Origin of the sequence: Methylobacterium carpenticola (genome assembly GCF_042748905.1) — a bacterium.
Taxonomy (GTDB): Bacteria; Pseudomonadota; Alphaproteobacteria; order Rhizobiales; family Beijerinckiaceae; genus Methylobacterium; species Methylobacterium carpenticola.
In genome coordinates this window covers 5,120,320-5,135,957 of sequence record NZ_JBHZEO010000001.1, presented here as the reverse complement: position 1 = coordinate 5,135,957, position 15,638 = coordinate 5,120,320, and the positions used below count along the sequence as shown (strand labels likewise).

Here is a 15,638-nt window from a genome sequence, read left to right as displayed (position 1 = left end):
CCTGAGCCCGCGGCCTCTCGCGGAAGGCCCGTTCTCACGATCGGAGGGGCACGCGCAAGGGTTGATGCGGGGCGATGCGACACTGTCCCATAACGCCGCGGCCGAGGGCAACGCGCCGGCCTTCAAGAAATTTTTCGGGTGATCCGCCCCGACTTTCAGGGGGACTTGCTTGCCGGGAGCCCGGGATGCAAACGTCTCGGGCGGCCTCGGGAGTACTCCCGGCCGCAGGCCTCCGCACGACGGAACGGCGGCGAACGCCGAGGCGGATTTCACGTGGGCCGGTTTCGTGCGGGCCGGTTTCATGCGGGCCGGCCCGGCCGGCCAAGGATGCGAGGGCGGATGACGGCCTGGGTGAAAGGGCAAGCGACGGATCCCGACGCGGCGCTCGCCGCCGCGGCCGACCTCCTGAGGCGCGCCCGCGCGCCGGTGGTGGCCGGGCTCAGCGCCGACGTGGCGGCGGTGCAGGCCGCCTTCCGGCTCGCGCGGAGCATCGGCGCTTCCCTCGATACGGTCTCGTCGGACGGGCTCTACGCGGATCTCGGCGCGCTCGCCGCGGGCGGCGCCATGACCACCACCCCCGCCGAGGCGGTGGGCCGGGCCGATCTCGTCCTGGTGCTGGGCGACCGCGCCGCCGAGGCGGCGATCCTCGCCGATCTCGCGGCATCGGGCCCGAGCCGCGGCCGCGCCGCGGGATCGGGCCGCACCATCCTGTCCCTCGCCGCCGGGCAGGGCGCCGATTTCGCCGCGGGCGCGGCGGGGCTGCCGGCCGCGATCGGCCTGCTGCGCGCCCTCGTGGCCGGGCGCATCGCGGGCGAGACCCCCCTCTCCGACCTCGCCGGGCGCCTCGGCGCCGCCCGCTACGGCGTGATCCTCTACGATCCCGCCGAGATCGGCGGCCTCGGGGCCGAGATGCTGAACGGCCTCGTCAAGGACCTGAACGAGACGACGCGGGTCTTCGCCCTGCCGCTCTCCGATCCGCATCAGGGGCGGGCCGTCGCCCAGGTCGCCGCCTGGACCACCGCGCAGGGACCGCGGGTCGGCTTCGGCCGCGGTTATCCGGAGCACGATCCCTGGCGCTTCGCTGCGTCACGCCTGGCCGAGGCCGGCGAGGCGGATGCCGCCCTCTGGCTCGGCTCCCTCCCGGCCCCGCGGCCCGGCTGGCTCGCCACGGTGCCGAGCATCGCCCTCCTCGGCGCCCCCGACGGCAGCGAGGCCGAAATCGTCCTTGCGGTCGCGGTTCCGGGCGAGGATGCAGGCGGCGCCCTCTGGCATCCCCGCCGCGCCGCGATCACCTGGCATCCCGCCGCGAAGCCGGGGGCCGCGCCCGCGGCCGCCGCGCTGATCGACGCCCTTCACGACCGCCTCACGCCCGCTCAGGAGCGCTCCGCCTCATGCTGACCCGTATCGCCGGCGGCCGGGTCGTCGATCCGACCGCCGGGCGCGACGCCATCGGCGACGTCTGGATCGAGGACGGCCGCATCGTCGCGGCCCCGGACCGCGCCCCCGACCAGACCATCGACGCCGCCGGCTGCGTGGTGATGGCGGGGGGCGTCGAGGTCCACTCGCACATCGCGGGCGGCAACGTGGTGCTGTCGCGCCTGCTGCTGCCGGAACTCGGCATCGCCGAATCCGCCGACGCGGCGAACCCGCACGGCTCGGCCTCGGATATCGGCGCGCTCTACGCGCGGATGGGCTACACCACCGCCGTCGAGCCGGCGATGCCGCCGGTGAACGCGCTGGCGACCCAGCTCGAACTCGCCGACATCCCGCTCCTCGACCGGGGCGGGCTCTGCGTGATGGGCAACGACGACCACCTGCTCCAGCTCCTGCGCGACAAGGCCGGGGCGAACGCGGTGCGCGACCTCGTGGCGCTCAACCTCGCCACCACCCGGGCGCTCGGCGTGAAGGTGATCAACGCGGGCGGCGCCGAGGCCTTCAAGGACGGCGCGGTGCGCTTCTCCCTCGACGACGCGGTGCCGGCCTACGGGCTCACCTCGCGGCAGATCCTGGACGGGCTGCTGAACGCCGTCGAGAGCATCGGCGTGCCGCATCCGCTGCACGTCCATTGCAGCAATCTCGGCCTGCCGGGCGCCGACGACAGCTTCATCGAGACGCTGGAGGCGGCGGAGGGGCGGCGCATCCACTTCGCGCACGCCCAGTTCTACGCCTATGCGGCGGTGGATCCGCAGAACCCGCTCGGCGGCGGCTTCACCTCGGCGGCGGCCCGCATCGCCGAGGCGATGGGCCGCCATCCCAACGCCACCCTCGATGTCGGCCAGGTGGTGTTCGGGCAGACCTGCACCATCTCCCTCGACATCCTGCGCCAGTTCGCCGGCCGCAAGGGGGCGAACCCGAAGAAGTGGATCGTGAATGCGGGGGACGCCGAGGGCGGCGGCATCGTGCCGTTCCGCTACCGCGACCGCGGCCCGACCTCCTCGCTGCAATTCGCCATCGGCCTCGAGCTGATGCTGCTCTCGCCCGACCCCGAGCGCACCATCCTGACCACCGACCACCCGAATGGCGGGCCCTTCACCGCCTATCCGCGCATCCTGCACCTGCTCATGGACAAGGAGGCGCGCGACCGCGAACTCGCGGGCCACCCGAAGGTGGCGACGGAGCGCTCCAGCCTCCACGCGCTCACCCGCGAGTACAGCTTCGGCGAGGTCGCCCAGCTCACCCGCTCCGGGCCCGCCAAGCTCCTCGGCCTGACCGACCGCGGGCACCTGCGCCCCGGCGCGCGGGCGGACGTCGCGGTCTACCGCGACCAGCCGGACCGGACGGCGATGTTCGGCGCGGCCCACCGGGTGCTGAAGGACGGGGTGGTGATCGTGGAGGACGGGACCGTGGTGGCGCGGCGCTTCGGCCGCACGCTCAGCCTCGCGGTCGAGGCGGATCAGGGCATGGCGCGGCGCACCGATTCCTACCTGCAGGGCCGTTTCGGGGCCGGGCTCGACACCTTCTCGGTGCCGGACGCGGCCTTCGCCGGGCGCGACGCCTTCGAGCCGGTGGCAGTGCGGGGCTGACGATGGCGGACCTCACTCTCAACGGCATCCGGGTCGAGGACACCTTCGCGGAGGCCTTCGACATGGCGGGCACGGCCCTCGTGCTCACCGCCGAGACGCCCGAATGGGCGATGATCGCCGCCACCACCATGACGGGCTTCGCCACCTCCGTGATCGGCTGCGGCGCCGAGGCGGGGATCGACGCGGTGCTCGGCCCCGACGCGACGCCGGACGGGCGGCCCGGGGTGCGGGTGCTGCTGTTCGGCTTCGATGCGGGCGGGCTGAAATCGCAGCTCCTCAAGCGCGTCGGGCAATGCGTGCTGACCTCGCCGGGCAGCGCGGCCTATGCGGGCATCGCCTGGGACGACCCGAACCGCGGCAAGGCGATCAAGCTCGGCGGCGCCATCCGGATGTTCGGCGACGGTTTCGCCGTGGCCAAGCGCTTCGGCGGACGGCGCTTCTGGCGCACGCCGGTGATGGACGGCGAGTTCCTGTGCGAGCATTCCGTCCCGACCATCGAGGGCGCGGTGGGCGGCGGCAACCTGCTGTTCCTCGGCCGGGCCTTCGGCGACACCCTGAAGGTGGCCGAGATCGCGGTGGCGGCGGCGCGCGGCGTGCCGGACGTGATCCTGCCCTTCCCGGGCGGCATCGTGCGCTCGGGCTCCAAGGTCGGCGCGCGCACCAAGGGCATGATGGCCTCCACCAACGACGCCTATTGCCCGACCCTGAAGGGACGGGCCGGCTCGGCCCTGCCCCCCGAGGTCAACGTGGTGCTGGAGATCGTCATCGACGGGCTCTCGGCGGGCGCGATCTCGCATTCCATGCGGGCGGCGCTCCACGCCGCCACCCGGGCCGGGGGCGAACTCGGCCTCGTCGCGGTCACGGCCGGCAATTACGGCGGCAATCTCGGCCGCCACCACTTCCACCTGCGGGACCTCATCGACGGGGCGGCGGCATGAGCACCCTCACCCTGCGCCAAGCGCCGCCCGAGCGGCTCGACCTCTCCGGCCTCACGCCGGCCCGCCTCGCCGGCCTCTCGGAGGCGGAGGCCGCGCGGCTGCCCATCGGCACCAGCCGCCGGGGGCTGGTGCTGGGCGATTGCTTCGCCCTGTCGCTCGACGGCACGGAGGACCTGCGCATCGTGGGCGGCTCGGACCGCCTCGACCGGGTCGGTGCCGGCCTCGCGCGGGGCACCGTCGTGGTCGAGGGCGATGTCGGCCAGCGCCTCGGCGAGGGCATGACCGGCGGCGCGATCCGGGTCTCCGGCGCGGCCGGGCCCTTCGCCGGCACGGCGGCCAAGGGCGGCACCATCGCGGTCGCGGGCGATGCGGGTGCGAGCGCGGGCGGGGCCCTGCACGGTGCCATGGGCGGCCTCGACGGGGCGACCCTGGTGATCGGCGGGCGCGCGGGCGAGCGCCTCGGCGACCGCATGCGCGCGGGGCTGATCGTGGCCGAGGCGGCGGGCGACCATGCCGGCGCGCGCATGATCGCCGGCACCATCGTCGCCGGGGCGGTCGGCGACCATCCGGGCTACGGCATGCGCCGGGGCACGCTGCTGGTGGAACGCCACGGCGCCCTGCTGCCGACCTTCGTGGAGACGGGCACGCAGGACCTCGTGTTCCTGCGCCTCCTCGCCAAGGCGCTGGAGCCGGTCTCGGCGCGCTTCGCGGGCCTCGCCCGGGCGCGGCTCGCCCGCCGCTCCGGCGACCTCGCGACCCTCGGCAAGGGCGAATTGCTCACCCCGCTCGGCTGAAGTCCCCCAGGCCCTCCCGCGACGGCGGCGCGACGCATGTTCGTCGTGAGACTGTCACCCAAAAGACCGAGCCTCGGCGTCCCATCCCCGCTACCGTGCGGCGGGACGCTGTTCAGGGAGCCGGCACATGGGCCGTCGATCGATCGCGTGCGCCGCGGGCCTCGTCGCAGCCCTGGCCGGGCAGGCGCCCGGACCGGCGCGCTCCCAAGAAAAGTTCTGGGATGGAAAGCCTTGGGACGGAAAGTCTTGGGATGGAAAGCCCCGTGAGGGGAAGTCCCGCGCCGCAGGTCCCGTCTGGGCCGAGGGCCCGGCGGGGCCCTATGGCGAGACGCTGACCATCGGCGAGAAGGGCATCACCCTGCGCTTCCCCGACGATACCGCCACCTTCCGCATCGGCGGGCGGCTGCAGGTCGATGTCGGCGCGGCGGGCATCCGCCAGCCCGGCTTCCCCGAACCCTTTGCCGACAACGTGGCGGTGCGCCGCGCCTGGATCGAGAGCTTTCTCAGCCTCGGCAAGACCTGGGAATTCGCCTTCCAGTACGATTTCAACGATCCGGTGCGCCCGATCCAGGACGCGGCGGTCTCCTGGAAGGGCATCTCCGACACGATCCTCACCCTCGGAAACGTCAAGGAGCCGTTCAGCCTCGACCAATTGATCAGCGACAACAACACCCTGTTCACCGAGCGCTCGCTCGCGGACGCGTTCGCGCCCGCCCGCAACTTCGGCTTCGCGCTCGGCCACGCCCGCGACGACTGGACGGTGGTGGCGGGCGTGTTCGGCGGCAACATCAATACGGGGGTGCGCAGCGAGGGCATCGCCGGCACCGCGCGTGCCACCTGGGCGCCGATCCGCCGCGACGGCACGGTGCTGCATCTGGGGCTGGCCGGCAGTTATCGCGGCCTGCCGGCCGGCGAGGAGCCCTTGCAGCTCTCCTCGCGCTCGGAGGCCTTCCTGTTCACGCGCCGGTTCGTGGATACGGGCGACATCCGCGACGCGGCGAGCATCGGCCGGGTCGGCCTGGAGGCCGCCTATCGCGGCGGCCCGCTGCTGGTGCAGGCGGAATACATCCGCACCCGGGTCGAGCGCCGGGGCGGGGCCGCGCCCCTGGATTTCCAGGGCGGCTACGTGCAGGCGAGCTACGTCCTCAACGGCGACAACCGCGCCTATGCGCTGACGCCGAAATACGGCACCACCTACGCGATCTTCGAGGGCATCAAGGTCGGGGACGCGCAGCGGGTCAGCAACGGCGGCGCCGGGGTGTTCGAAGTCTCGGCCCGGTTGAGCGCCGTCGACCTCGACGACGGCTCCGTGCGCGGCGGCATCGAGCGCGACCTGACCCTCGGCGTGAACTGGTATCCGGAGCCGAACCTGCGCCTGATGGCGGATTACGTCCGCTCCCGCACCTCCCCTTCGGCCGCGAGCCAGGGCGGGCGGACCATCGATGCGGACGTGTTCATCGGCCGGGTGCAGCTCTACTGGTGAAGCCCGCTCACGAGGCGGCGGCGCAATGCGCCGCCAAGCCCTCCGTCAGGGCATCGAAGGTCGCCCGGTAGCGCCGCAGGCGGCGCAGATCCTCGTGCATGACGATCCAGGTCGGCAGGTCCCAGCGGATTTCCGGCAGGACCGGCACGAGATCCGGCTCCGCGGCGGCGAGGGCCGTTTGGCAGACGCCGATGCCGAAGCCGGCCCGGACCGCCGCGGCCTGCGCGAGGGTGCTGTCGCTGCGCCACGCGAAACGGTCGCGGTCGAACGCGGCGTCCGGGATCCGCATGCTGCGGATGAACGGGGTCTCGGCGTCGAAGCCGATCAGGCTGTGGCGGGCGAGGTCGGCGGGCGTGGCGGGCGTGCCGCGCCGCGCCAGGTAGGAACGATGGGCGTGGAAGCCGAGCCGCACCGCGCCGACCCGCCGGGCCAGGAGCGCGCCCTGGGCCGGCTCGGTCATCCGCACGGCGATGTCGGCGTCGCGGCGCAGCAGATCCTGCACCCGGTCCGAGAGCACGACTTCGAGGGCGAGCCCGGGATGCGCGGCATGGAGCCGGGCCAGGATCGGCGGCAGCACCGCCGCGCCCACCATCTCCGAGGCGGTGATCCGCACCGTCCCGGCGACCGCCTCCTCCGCCGCCGTCGCCGCCCGCTCCAGGGCCGCGGCGGTCGCCCGCAGCGCCTCCGCGTAGGGACGCAGGGCCGAGCCCGCCTCGGTCGGCACCAGCCCGGCCTGCGAACGGGTGAACAGCACGACGCCGAGCGCCGCCTCCAGGGCCGCGATCTGGCGGCCGAGGGTCGGCTGCGTCAGCCCGAGCGCCCGCGCCGCGCCCGAGAGCGAGCCCTCCTCCAGGACGGCGAGGGCGGCGCGGCAATGGTCCCAGCTCGGCAGGGTCATGCATTTTCGTATAGCGGCTCGCCGGCGATCCGCAATTCACGGATGGGCGCTTGGGTGAGACCCTCCCCCTATCGATGGAACGGGAGCGGATGATGGGCGGGACGAGGACGGCTTTGGTGCTCGGCGCGACGGGCGGCATCGGCGGCGCGGTGGCGCGCCGCCTGCAAGCGGAGGGCTGGACGGTGCGGGCGCTGCACCGCGATCCCGCCGCGGTTCGCCGCGAGGGCGACGGCCTCGCCTGGATGCGGGGCGACGCCCGGGACGAGGCCGCGGTGACGCAGGCCGCCCGCGGGGTGGGGCTGATCGTCCACGCGGTCAACCCGCCCGGATACCGCGACTGGGACCGGCTGGTGCTGCCGATGCTGGGGGCGAGTCTCGCGGCGGCGCGGGCCGCGGAGGCGCGCATCCTGCTGCCCGGCAACGTCTACAATTTCGGACCCGATGCGGGCCCGAACCCGGACGAGGACGCGCCGCAGAACCCCCTCACCCGCAAGGGCGCGATCCGGGTCGTGATGGAGCGGCGCCTGGAGGAGGCCGCGCAGGCGGGCGTGCGCAGCCTGATCGTCCGGGCCGGCGACTTCTTCGGCCCCGGGGCCACCGGCAACACGTGGTTCTCGCTCTTCGCCCGCCGGGGGCGGCCGGTCCGGCGCCTGTGGTATCCGGGCCCGCGCGGGATCGGCCATCAATGGGCCTACCTGCCCGACCTCGCCGAGACGATGGTGCGCGTGGCGGAGCGGGAGGCGGAGTTGCCGGCCTTCGCCCGCTTTCATTGCGGCGGGCACTGGGACGCGGACGGCACCCGGATCGCGGCGGCGATCGCCCGGGCGGTCGGCCGTCCGGATCTCCCCGTGCGCCGCGTGCCCTGGGGGCTGGCGCGGCTCGCGGAGCCCATGGTGCCCTTCCTGCGCGAGGCCCGGGAGATGCTCTATCTCTGGCGCGAGCCGCTGCACCTCGACAACCGGCGGCTCGTCGCCCTGCTCGGGGCCGAACCGCACACGCCCCTCGACGCCGCGGTGGCGGCGACCCTGGCGGATCTCGGCTGCCTGCCCGCGGGAGCGCCGGCTGCATCGTCCCTGGCCGGGGTGAGTTGATGCGGATTCAAGCGGGCTCGTCGACCAGCGGAGGCCCGGTTCCGGGTCGTGGCGCTGCCGCCCCTCTGCTTGGCGATGACGCTTCGAATCCGTGTTGACAGCGATGCGGATAGGCATGTCGCCCGAATCAGCCGTGGCGCGGCGAATCAAGCGACCGATGGCCGGCGTAATTCAGGGCCGATCTGTTGAGTGCTCCGGGGGATCTGCATCTGCCGCGGTGCCCCCCGTAACCCACGGGCCCGCCTCCGGAACTGTCCGGCGGGGTGCGATTTGTTGCGTGTCCTGCCACTGCACGCACTCAATCCTACTGCGGGTCTGCCGAGAATTGGTCGGGTGCCGGGGCTCGAATTGTTCGCTGAAGGTGCCCGCAAGCTGGCAGTTCGGGCCTGCTCTTCAGCCCTTCTGCTGCCCTCGCGCGAGCAGTCCGGCGGGTACTCGACGCCTTAACTGATTTTAAACCATGCCGCCGTAATTTCGTGGAAAGCGACACGTGCGCGCGCTCTCGGAGCGGAGAGGGCGCCGACATGAATAGGCTCTGCTCAGATGTCGTCCATCACCCTCTCGGCTGCGACGCGTCAGAACCTGCTGTCGCTGCAGGACACCGCCAACCTCCTCGCCACCACGCAGGAACGCCTCGCGACGGGCAAGAAGGTCAACTCGGCCCTCGACAACCCGACCAACTACTTCACGGCCGACGGGCTGTCGTCGCGCTCCGCGGGGTTGAGCGCGCTGCTCGATGGCGTGTCGAACGGCATCCAGATCATCCAGGCGGCCAATACGGGCATCACCAAGCTGCGCAGCCTCACCGACCAGCTGAAATCGGTGGCCCAGCAGGCCCTCGCCGCCTCCAACGCCTTCACGGCCAAGGCCAGCGTCGCCTCGACCGCGCTGACCGGCGCCACCGCCTCGAACCTGCTCTCGGTCGGCCCGACGGCCGCCTCCGCCGACCGCGCCATCGGCGCCTCGACGGGCGTGACCCAGCAGACCACCACCGGCACGGTCGACCTCAGCGACACCACCAACATCGACGCCGCGCTGTTCGCCTCCGGCAACACCGCCACGCTGACCATCGACGACGTCAAGATCACCCTCAACAAGGGCGTCGACGACGTCAGCCAGGACGTCCTGGTCAAATCCATCAACACGCAGCTGAAATCCAACGGCTCGGCGGTGACGGTGGAGGCGAGCGGGGCCAACATCGTGGCCAAGGGCACGGCCGATGGCGGCGCCTTCACCATCGGCACCGATACCGGCACCACGAACCTGTTCGGCGCCTCGCCCAACGAAGTGGCCGGCGTGCTCGTGCCGACCTCGACCTCGCTCGCCACCGGCCTCGGCTTCCACGTCGGCGACAACTTCACCGTCAACGGCAAGACGATCACGGTCGCCCGCAACGACACCATGATCTCGCTCGCCCAGAAGGTGGGAGTTGCGACCGGTGGTGCGGTGACCGCCGCCTACGACGCCAACACCCGCAAGTTCACCTTCACGGCGGCGGATCCCTCGACGACGATCGCCGTCGGCGACGGCGGCACCCCCACCTCCAAGGTGAAGAATCTCGGCTTCGACACGCAGTTCTTCGAGGCGGGCCGCGGCGCGATCACGGGAACGACCTATAACGCGAGCCGGCTCGACGGGCAGACCATCACCGTCCAAGTGGGCGGCGGCACGGCGGTGTCGCTGACCTTCGGCACGGCGCTCGGCCAGATCGCGACCCTGACCCAGCTCAACGCGGCGCTGGCCCCGGCCAACGCCCAGGCCTCCCTCGACGCCACGACGGGCCAGATCAAGGTCACCACCACCAACGAGGCCGGCGCCGAGAGCCTCACCCTGCTCACGGTCGGCGCCACCAACCCGTTCAACACCGCCACCGCCAATGCCACGATCGGCGGCGACGGCCTGACCTCGCGCAACGGGCTCGTCACCACCTACAACAACCTGCTGACGCAGATCGACCAGCTCGCCGCCGATTCGGGCTATAACGGCGTCAACCTGCTCGCGGGCGACACGCTGCGGATCAACTTCAACGAGAAGAGCACTTCCTCGCTCTCGGTCTCGGGCAACGACGTCTCGGCCGCCAGCCTCGGCCTGTCGACCATCGGCCAGAACGACTTCCTCGAGACGAACGCGATCAACAAGGTGCTGACGACGATCAACTCGGCGGTCAGCAACCTGAAGAACCTCGCCTCGTCGCTCGGCGCCAACCTCGCGGTGGTGCAGAACCGGCAGGACTTCACCAAGCAGATCATCAACGTGCTCGACACCGGCGCGGCGAACCTGACCAACGCGGACATGAACGAGGAGGCGGCGAACTCGCAGGCCCTCTCGACCCGCAACTCGCTCGGCATCTCGGCGCTGTCGCTGGCCAACCAAGCCCAGCAGGGCGTGCTCCAGCTCCTGCGCTGATCCACGTCACCACGGACGACCCATGCGGCCGGGGCCTCGCCCCGGCCGTTCGCGTTCGGGCCCCGTCCGGAGGCCGGCCGCGTCGCGCACCATGGGCCCGCGGCCCTGTGGCAGAATGGGGCCAGCGGCGGGGCGCCGCAAAATCGGGCGGGCGGCGGGGCGCCGCCACGGAGGAGCGCCGATGGGGTCGTTGCGGGTACGGTTCGGGCTCCTGATCGGGAGCGCGGCGGCTCTGGTCGTCCTGGCGGCCGGCGGCCTCTACTGGGCGCTCACCGCCGCCGAGCGCACCCTCGACAGCACCCTCGAAGCGCAGGTCCGCCTGGAGCTGATCGCCGAATTGTCCGGGCGCCTGACCGAGTTCGGCCTCGCCGCCGTCGAGGCGGTGGGCGAGAATCCGAGCCGGCCCGAGCGCCTTGCCAATGCCCGCGACGAGGTCGACCGGGCGCTCAATGCCGTCGACGAGGGCCTCAACCGCGCCGTCGCGCAGAGCGACGCGATCATCGACCGCACGCAATACGCCGCCCGCTCGCGGCCCCTGGCCCGCCTGCGCGCCGCCCGGGTCATGCTCGACCGGCAGGTGGCGCAGATCCAGCGCGAGCCGGAGGCGGCCAAGCGCTCGGACGCGATCCGCGGCGCCCTCAACGCCTTCGGGGCGGTGACGGGCCAGCCCCTCACCTTCCTGGTCGAGGCCGAGCGGCGGGGGGTGGAGGTCGCCTCCGCCCAGGCCCGGGCGCTGGCCGGGCGCCTGCGGATCGTCGCCCTCGCGGTGGCCGTCCTCGCGGTGGTGGTGCTGGTGCTCGTCCAGCGCATCCTCACCCGGCCCCTCCTGCGGCGCATCGAGGACATCCGCGCGGGGGCCGCCGCCATCGGCCGGGGCGAACTCGACACCCGGCTGCCCGTTGCCGCCCACGACGAACTCGGCCTCCTCGTCGCGGGCTTCAACCGCATGGCCGCCCGCCTCAAGCGCCGCGAGGAGCGCATCGCCGCCGCCCGCGCCGCCCTGGAGGAGACCGTGGCCCAGGCCACCGCGGAGCTGCGCGCCGCCAACAGCCGGCTGGAGGAGATCGACCGCTCGCGGCGGCGCTTCTTCGCCGATGTCAGCCACGAGCTGCGCACGCCGCTCACCGTGATCCTCGGCGAGTGCGATCTCGCCGCGCGCTCCCCCGAGACGCCGGATTCCTTCCGGCCGGTCATCGCCACCATCCGCAAGCGGGCGCTGCGCCTGCACCGCCGGGTCGGGGACATGCTGCGCATCGCCCGCTCGGAATCCGGGCAGATCGAGCTGGAGCGGCGCCCGGTCAGCCTCGCGGGCGTCCTGTCCGAGGCGGTGGAGAACTGCGCCTCGGAGGCCAAGCGCCGCCGCATCGCCCTGAGTTTCGAGCCGAGCGAGACCGACGTCGAGATCCAGGCCGATCCCGAATGGCTGCGCCAGATCGTCGAGGGGCTGATCGACAACGCGCTGCGCCACGCGGCCGGGGCGACGAGTGTCCGGGTGGTCCTGAGCGCCCGCCGCGACGGTGCCGAGGTGACCGTGGCGGATGACGGGGCGGGTTTTCCCGAGGAGGCCGAAACCCTGTTCGAACGCTTCCGCCGCGGCGGCAATTCCTCGCCCGCGCAGGGCTTCGGCATCGGATTGGCACTGGCGCGCTGGGTCGTCGAGCGCCATGATGGCACGATCCGCCTGAGTTCGGGCGGTTCAGAGGAGCGCGGCGCCCGGGTCACCCTTGAGCTGCCCGCCGAAGCCAGGGAGGACGCGGCGTGAGTGCGCCCGACGATCCGGCCGAGATCCGGAGCATGGCCCGATGACGAGCGTCCTCGTCGTCGAGGACGATGGCGACATCCGCGGCATGCTGGCCCGCGGCCTGAGCGCCGAAGGCTTCTCCGTCAACCTCGCGGGCAGCGTCGACGAGGCGCTGGCCGCCGCCCGCGACCGGGTGCCGGAGGCGGTGCTCCTCGACATCATGCTGCCGGACGGTTCCGGCCACGAGGTCTGCCGCTCCCTGCGCGAGGGCGGCTATCCGGGCGCCATCCTGTTCCTCAGCGCCAAGGACGAGGTCAGCGACCGGGTCGACGGCCTCGCGGTCGGAGCGGACGACTACATCGTCAAGCCCTTCGCCTTCGATGAATTGCTGGCGCGCCTGCGCACCCACCTGCAGCGGCGGCGCGCGGCGGGTGAGCCGCGCACCCTGGTGAGTGCCGGCCGCCTCTCCCTCGATCTCGCCACCCGGCAGGTGCGCTGCGGGGAGACCACCGCCCGCCTCACCCAGCGCGAGGCGGAACTGCTCTGCGTGCTGATGGATCAGGCCGGCCGGCCCGTGACCCGCGGCGACATCTTCGACCGGCTCTGGGCCAACCAGGGCGGCCTCTCGCTCAACGTGGTCGACGTCTATGTGGGCTACCTGCGCACGAAGCTCGGCGACATCGCCCGGCTCGGCGGCCCCAGCATCGTGACCGTGCGCGGGCGCGGCTTCATGCTCGACCTGCACGAGCCGAGCTTCCGGCAGTAATCCCGGGTTTGCCATTCACGAGATTTTTTGGGGCACGATCCATCGTGCCTAAGCCCGTGCGGGACCGGCACAATAAGACCGGTCTGAGAGGATCGGCCCCGCTTGGGGATCGGCGACAGGAAAAATACCTCTTGCGCTTCCGATCACGATTGCCGATATATCCCGGGTGACAGAAAACACTGTCATCTCAACATCTTAGGAACCTCTTATGAGGATCCTGGAAGTCCAAGGAGAAGCGTCATGAAGTGGGCTCTGCCTGTGGTCGCCGAAGTCTGCGTCGGCATGGAAGTCACCAGCTACGAGTCGGCCGAGATCGATCCCTTCAACTAAGGGCGTCGGTTCCACGCCTCCGGCGGTTTCGCCGCCGGGGGTTCTGATCCACCTGTCAGCGAGAGGGGAAACATCATGAAGTGGGCTCTTCCGGTGGTCGCCGAGGTCTGCGTCGGCATGGAAGTCACCAGCTACGAGTCGGCCGAGATCGATCCCTTCAACTGAGGGGTCTCCGGCCGTCAGGATGACGTCGCGCCGACGAGGGACACCATGCAGGCGATCATCCTCGGCTCCGCGGCGGGGGGCGGGGTTCCGCAGTGGAACTGCCGCTGCCCGATCTGCGCCATGGCCTGGGCGGGGGACCGCAGGGTCCTGCCCCGCACCCAGTCGAGCCTCGCCGTCTCCCCCGATGGCGACACCTGGCTCCTGGTGAACGCCTCGCCGGACATCCGGCAGCAGCTCTTCGCCACCCCCGCCCTGCATCCGCGCCACGGCCTGCGCCACTCGCCCATCGCGGCGGTGCTGCTGACGAACGGCGACGTCGATCACGTGGCGGGGCTGCTCACCTTGCGCGAGGGCCAGCCCTTCCGGCTGCACGCCACCCGCAACATCCTCGATTCGGTCTCCGCCAACCGCGTCTTCGACGTGCTGGCGGCGGAGCACGTGGCGCGCCGCGAGGTGGCGCTGAACGAGACCTTCGAGCCGGTGCCGGGCCTGTCCGTCACGCTCTTCGCGGTGCCCGGCAAGGTGCCGCTCTGGCTGGAGGACGGCACGCCCGAGATCGGCGCCGAGACCGAGACCACGGTCGGCGCGATGATCGAGGCGGGGGGCAAGCGCCTCGCCTACGTGCCGGGCTGCGCGCGCGTCACCGACGATCTCAAGTGCCGGCTGGCGGGCGCCGACCTGCTCCTGTTCGACGGCACGGTGCTCGCCGACGACGACATGATCCGCGCCGGCGTCGGCACCAAGACCGGCTGGCGCATGGGCCACGTGCCGATGACCGGGGATGGCGGCTCCATCGCGGCGCTCGCCGCCGTGCCGATCGGCCGGCGCATCTTCGTGCACATCAACAACACCAACCCGGTGCTGGTCGAGGGTTCGGACGCCCGCCGGGCCGTCGAGGCCGAGGGCTGGACCGTCGCCCATGACGGGCTGACGATCGCGCTGTGATCCAGCCGTTGCCGGTGCGGTGCAACGCTTGATCCAGCGCAGGGCCGGCGCCCGGCGCGGGCTGCGAGGAGCGGCGGTCCGGAGCGGGGATCGACCATCCTCCGACCATGAGGCGGATCCGGATTGCCAGGAACGTGAAGGGCTTGACCCTTGACCCCAGCGGCCGCAGCCGCCACCTCGGCTCCGGGAGGAACGGGGCCGTCAGCGCTCCGATGAACACCATCACGAAGGCAACCGATCACGCCATGACCGCAGCCCTGTCCCTGTCCCTCCCCGCGGCCGGCGCTCCGGCGGCGGGCGACGCGCGCCTGCTGAGCCCCGCGGAGCTCGAAGCGGCGCTCCGCGACATCGGCGCCCGCCGCTACCACAACCTGCACCCCTTCCACCGGCTGCTGCACGACGGCAAGCTGAGCAAGGATCAGGTCCGCGCCTGGGCCCTCAACCGCTACTATTACCAAGCGATGATCCCGGTGAAGGACGCGGCCGTGCTCGCCCGCATGCCCGACGCCAATCTCCGCCGGATCTGGCGTCAGCGCATCGTCGACCACGACGGCGACCACGAGGGCGATGGCGGCATCGAGCGCTGGCTGAAGCTCGCCGAGGGCGTCGGCTTCGACCGCGCCTACGTGCTCTCGACCCGGGGCATCCTCTCGGCCACCCGCTTCTCGGTCGAGGCCTATGTGCATTTCGTGGCCGAGCGCTCGCTGCTCGAAGCGATCGCGTCCTCGCTCACCGAGATGTTCTCGCCGACGATCATCTCCGAGCGCGTCGCCGGCATGCTGAAGAACTACGACTTCATCACCAAGGACACGCTCGCCTATTTCGACAAGCGCCTCACCCAGGCGCCGCGCGACGCCGATTTCGCCCTCGACTACGTCAAGCAGCACGCCACCACTCCGGCGCTGCAGCGGCAGGCCATGGACGCCTTGATCTTCAAGTGCACGGTGCTCTGGACGCAGCTCGACGCCCTCTACTTCGCCTATGTGAGCCCCGGCATGGTGCCGCCGGATGCGTGGCAGCCCGGCGAGGGGTTGGTGGAGGCGCGCGCGTGAGCCTGA

The 15,638-nt window shown here is 72.1% G+C and carries 14 protein-coding genes; 13 read left to right on the top strand and 1 reads right to left on the bottom strand.

The genetic code is table 11. The features are described from left to right. The first annotated feature begins 339 nt into the window (after positions 1-339). From ACE101_RS23890 to ACE101_RS23870, 5 genes are all read left to right on the top strand, one after another. On the top strand, positions 340-1,398 hold the full coding sequence (locus ACE101_RS23890) for a formyltransferase (RefSeq protein WP_379134973.1): 1,059 nt from the start codon (positions 340-342) through the stop codon (positions 1,396-1,398). Then, positions 1,392-3,023 carry a formylmethanofuran dehydrogenase subunit A gene (locus tag ACE101_RS23885; protein ID WP_379134970.1) on the top strand — a complete coding sequence of 544 codons (1,632 nt, stop codon included), beginning with the start codon at positions 1,392-1,394 and terminating at the stop codon, positions 3,021-3,023. The genes ACE101_RS23890 and ACE101_RS23885 overlap by 7 nt, the downstream gene beginning before the upstream one ends. Before the next feature lie 2 nt (positions 3,024-3,025). Then, entirely contained in the window at positions 3,026-3,961 is a 936-nt protein-coding gene (gene fhcD / locus ACE101_RS23880) for a formylmethanofuran--tetrahydromethanopterin N-formyltransferase (protein WP_379134967.1), read from the top strand. Then, positions 3,958-4,755 carry a formylmethanofuran dehydrogenase subunit C gene (locus ACE101_RS23875; RefSeq protein ID WP_379134964.1) on the top strand — a complete coding sequence of 266 codons (798 nt, stop codon included), beginning with the start codon at positions 3,958-3,960 and terminating at the stop codon, positions 4,753-4,755. Before fhcD ends, ACE101_RS23875 begins: the two co-directional genes overlap by 4 nt. Positions 4,756-4,882: 127 nt before the next feature. Continuing rightward, entirely contained in the window at positions 4,883-6,238 is a 1,356-nt protein-coding gene (locus ACE101_RS23870; protein WP_379134961.1) for an OprO/OprP family phosphate-selective porin, read from the top strand. A 7-nt stretch (positions 6,239-6,245) separates the two neighbouring features. Here the strand turns inward: ACE101_RS23870 and ACE101_RS23865 are convergent, their stop codons facing one another. Next, the gene (locus ACE101_RS23865) at positions 6,246-7,136 is read right to left on the bottom strand and encodes a LysR family transcriptional regulator (RefSeq protein WP_379134958.1); all 891 of its coding nucleotides are present in this window, start codon (positions 7,134-7,136) and stop codon (positions 6,246-6,248) included. A gap of 92 nt (positions 7,137-7,228) precedes the next feature. Here ACE101_RS23865 and ACE101_RS23860 point away from each other — a divergent pair, with 92 nt between their 5' ends. From ACE101_RS23860 to pqqC, 8 genes are all read left to right on the top strand, one after another. Further along, positions 7,229-8,227: an NAD-dependent epimerase/dehydratase family protein gene (locus ACE101_RS23860; protein ID WP_379138888.1), complete on the top strand. Its 999-nt coding sequence runs from the start codon at positions 7,229-7,231 to the stop codon at positions 8,225-8,227. A gap of 543 nt (positions 8,228-8,770) precedes the next feature. Next, positions 8,771-10,633: a flagellin N-terminal helical domain-containing protein gene (locus ACE101_RS23855; protein ID WP_379134955.1), complete on the top strand. Its 1,863-nt coding sequence runs from the start codon at positions 8,771-8,773 to the stop codon at positions 10,631-10,633. A gap of 181 nt (positions 10,634-10,814) precedes the next feature. Next, a complete protein-coding gene (locus ACE101_RS23850) occupies positions 10,815-12,395 on the top strand; it encodes a sensor histidine kinase (RefSeq protein ID WP_379134952.1) in 1,581 nt (526 codons plus the stop codon). Positions 12,396-12,435: 40 nt separating this feature from the next. Then, a complete protein-coding gene (locus ACE101_RS23845) occupies positions 12,436-13,140 on the top strand; it encodes a response regulator transcription factor (RefSeq protein WP_379134949.1) in 705 nt (234 codons plus the stop codon). 240 nt (positions 13,141-13,380) lie between these two features. Continuing rightward, a complete protein-coding gene (pqqA, locus tag ACE101_RS23840; RefSeq protein WP_012335429.1) occupies positions 13,381-13,470 on the top strand; it encodes a pyrroloquinoline quinone precursor peptide PqqA in 90 nt (29 codons plus the stop codon). A 75-nt stretch (positions 13,471-13,545) separates the two neighbouring features. Further along, complete coding sequence (gene pqqA / locus ACE101_RS23835) at positions 13,546-13,635, top strand: pyrroloquinoline quinone precursor peptide PqqA (protein WP_012335429.1); 90 nt, start codon at positions 13,546-13,548, stop codon at positions 13,633-13,635. A gap of 45 nt (positions 13,636-13,680) precedes the next feature. Continuing rightward, positions 13,681-14,580: a pyrroloquinoline quinone biosynthesis protein PqqB gene (gene pqqB / locus ACE101_RS23830; RefSeq protein ID WP_379134946.1), complete on the top strand. Its 900-nt coding sequence runs from the start codon at positions 13,681-13,683 to the stop codon at positions 14,578-14,580. Positions 14,581-14,825: 245 nt separating this feature from the next. Continuing rightward, a complete protein-coding gene (gene pqqC / locus ACE101_RS23825; RefSeq protein WP_379134943.1) occupies positions 14,826-15,632 on the top strand; it encodes a pyrroloquinoline-quinone synthase PqqC in 807 nt (268 codons plus the stop codon). The last annotated feature ends 6 nt before the right edge of the window (positions 15,633-15,638 follow it).

Bases quoted from the DNA above. Each gene is read 5' to 3' on its own strand.
- ACE101_RS23890 (WP_379134973.1), top strand. From the start codon at position 340: ATGACGGCCTGGGTGAAAGGGCAAGCGACGGATCCCGACGCGGCGCTC.
- ACE101_RS23885 (WP_379134970.1), top strand. From the start codon at position 1,392: ATGCTGACCCGTATCGCCGGCGGCCGGGTCGTCGATCCGACCGCCGGG.
- fhcD (WP_379134967.1), top strand. From the start codon at position 3,026: ATGGCGGACCTCACTCTCAACGGCATCCGGGTCGAGGACACCTTCGCG.
- ACE101_RS23875 (WP_379134964.1), top strand. From the start codon at position 3,958: ATGAGCACCCTCACCCTGCGCCAAGCGCCGCCCGAGCGGCTCGACCTC.
- ACE101_RS23870 (WP_379134961.1), top strand. From the start codon at position 4,883: ATGGGCCGTCGATCGATCGCGTGCGCCGCGGGCCTCGTCGCAGCCCTG.
- ACE101_RS23865 (WP_379134958.1), bottom strand. From the start codon at position 7,136: ATGACCCTGCCGAGCTGGGACCATTGCCGCGCCGCCCTCGCCGTCCTG.
- ACE101_RS23860 (WP_379138888.1), top strand. From the start codon at position 7,229: ATGGGCGGGACGAGGACGGCTTTGGTGCTCGGCGCGACGGGCGGCATC.
- ACE101_RS23855 (WP_379134955.1), top strand. From the start codon at position 8,771: ATGTCGTCCATCACCCTCTCGGCTGCGACGCGTCAGAACCTGCTGTCG.
- ACE101_RS23850 (WP_379134952.1), top strand. From the start codon at position 10,815: ATGGGGTCGTTGCGGGTACGGTTCGGGCTCCTGATCGGGAGCGCGGCG.
- ACE101_RS23845 (WP_379134949.1), top strand. From the start codon at position 12,436: ATGACGAGCGTCCTCGTCGTCGAGGACGATGGCGACATCCGCGGCATG.
- pqqA (WP_012335429.1), top strand. From the start codon at position 13,381: ATGAAGTGGGCTCTGCCTGTGGTCGCCGAAGTCTGCGTCGGCATGGAA.
- pqqA (WP_012335429.1), top strand. From the start codon at position 13,546: ATGAAGTGGGCTCTTCCGGTGGTCGCCGAGGTCTGCGTCGGCATGGAA.
- pqqB (WP_379134946.1), top strand. From the start codon at position 13,681: ATGCAGGCGATCATCCTCGGCTCCGCGGCGGGGGGCGGGGTTCCGCAG.
- pqqC (WP_379134943.1), top strand. From the start codon at position 14,826: ATGACCGCAGCCCTGTCCCTGTCCCTCCCCGCGGCCGGCGCTCCGGCG.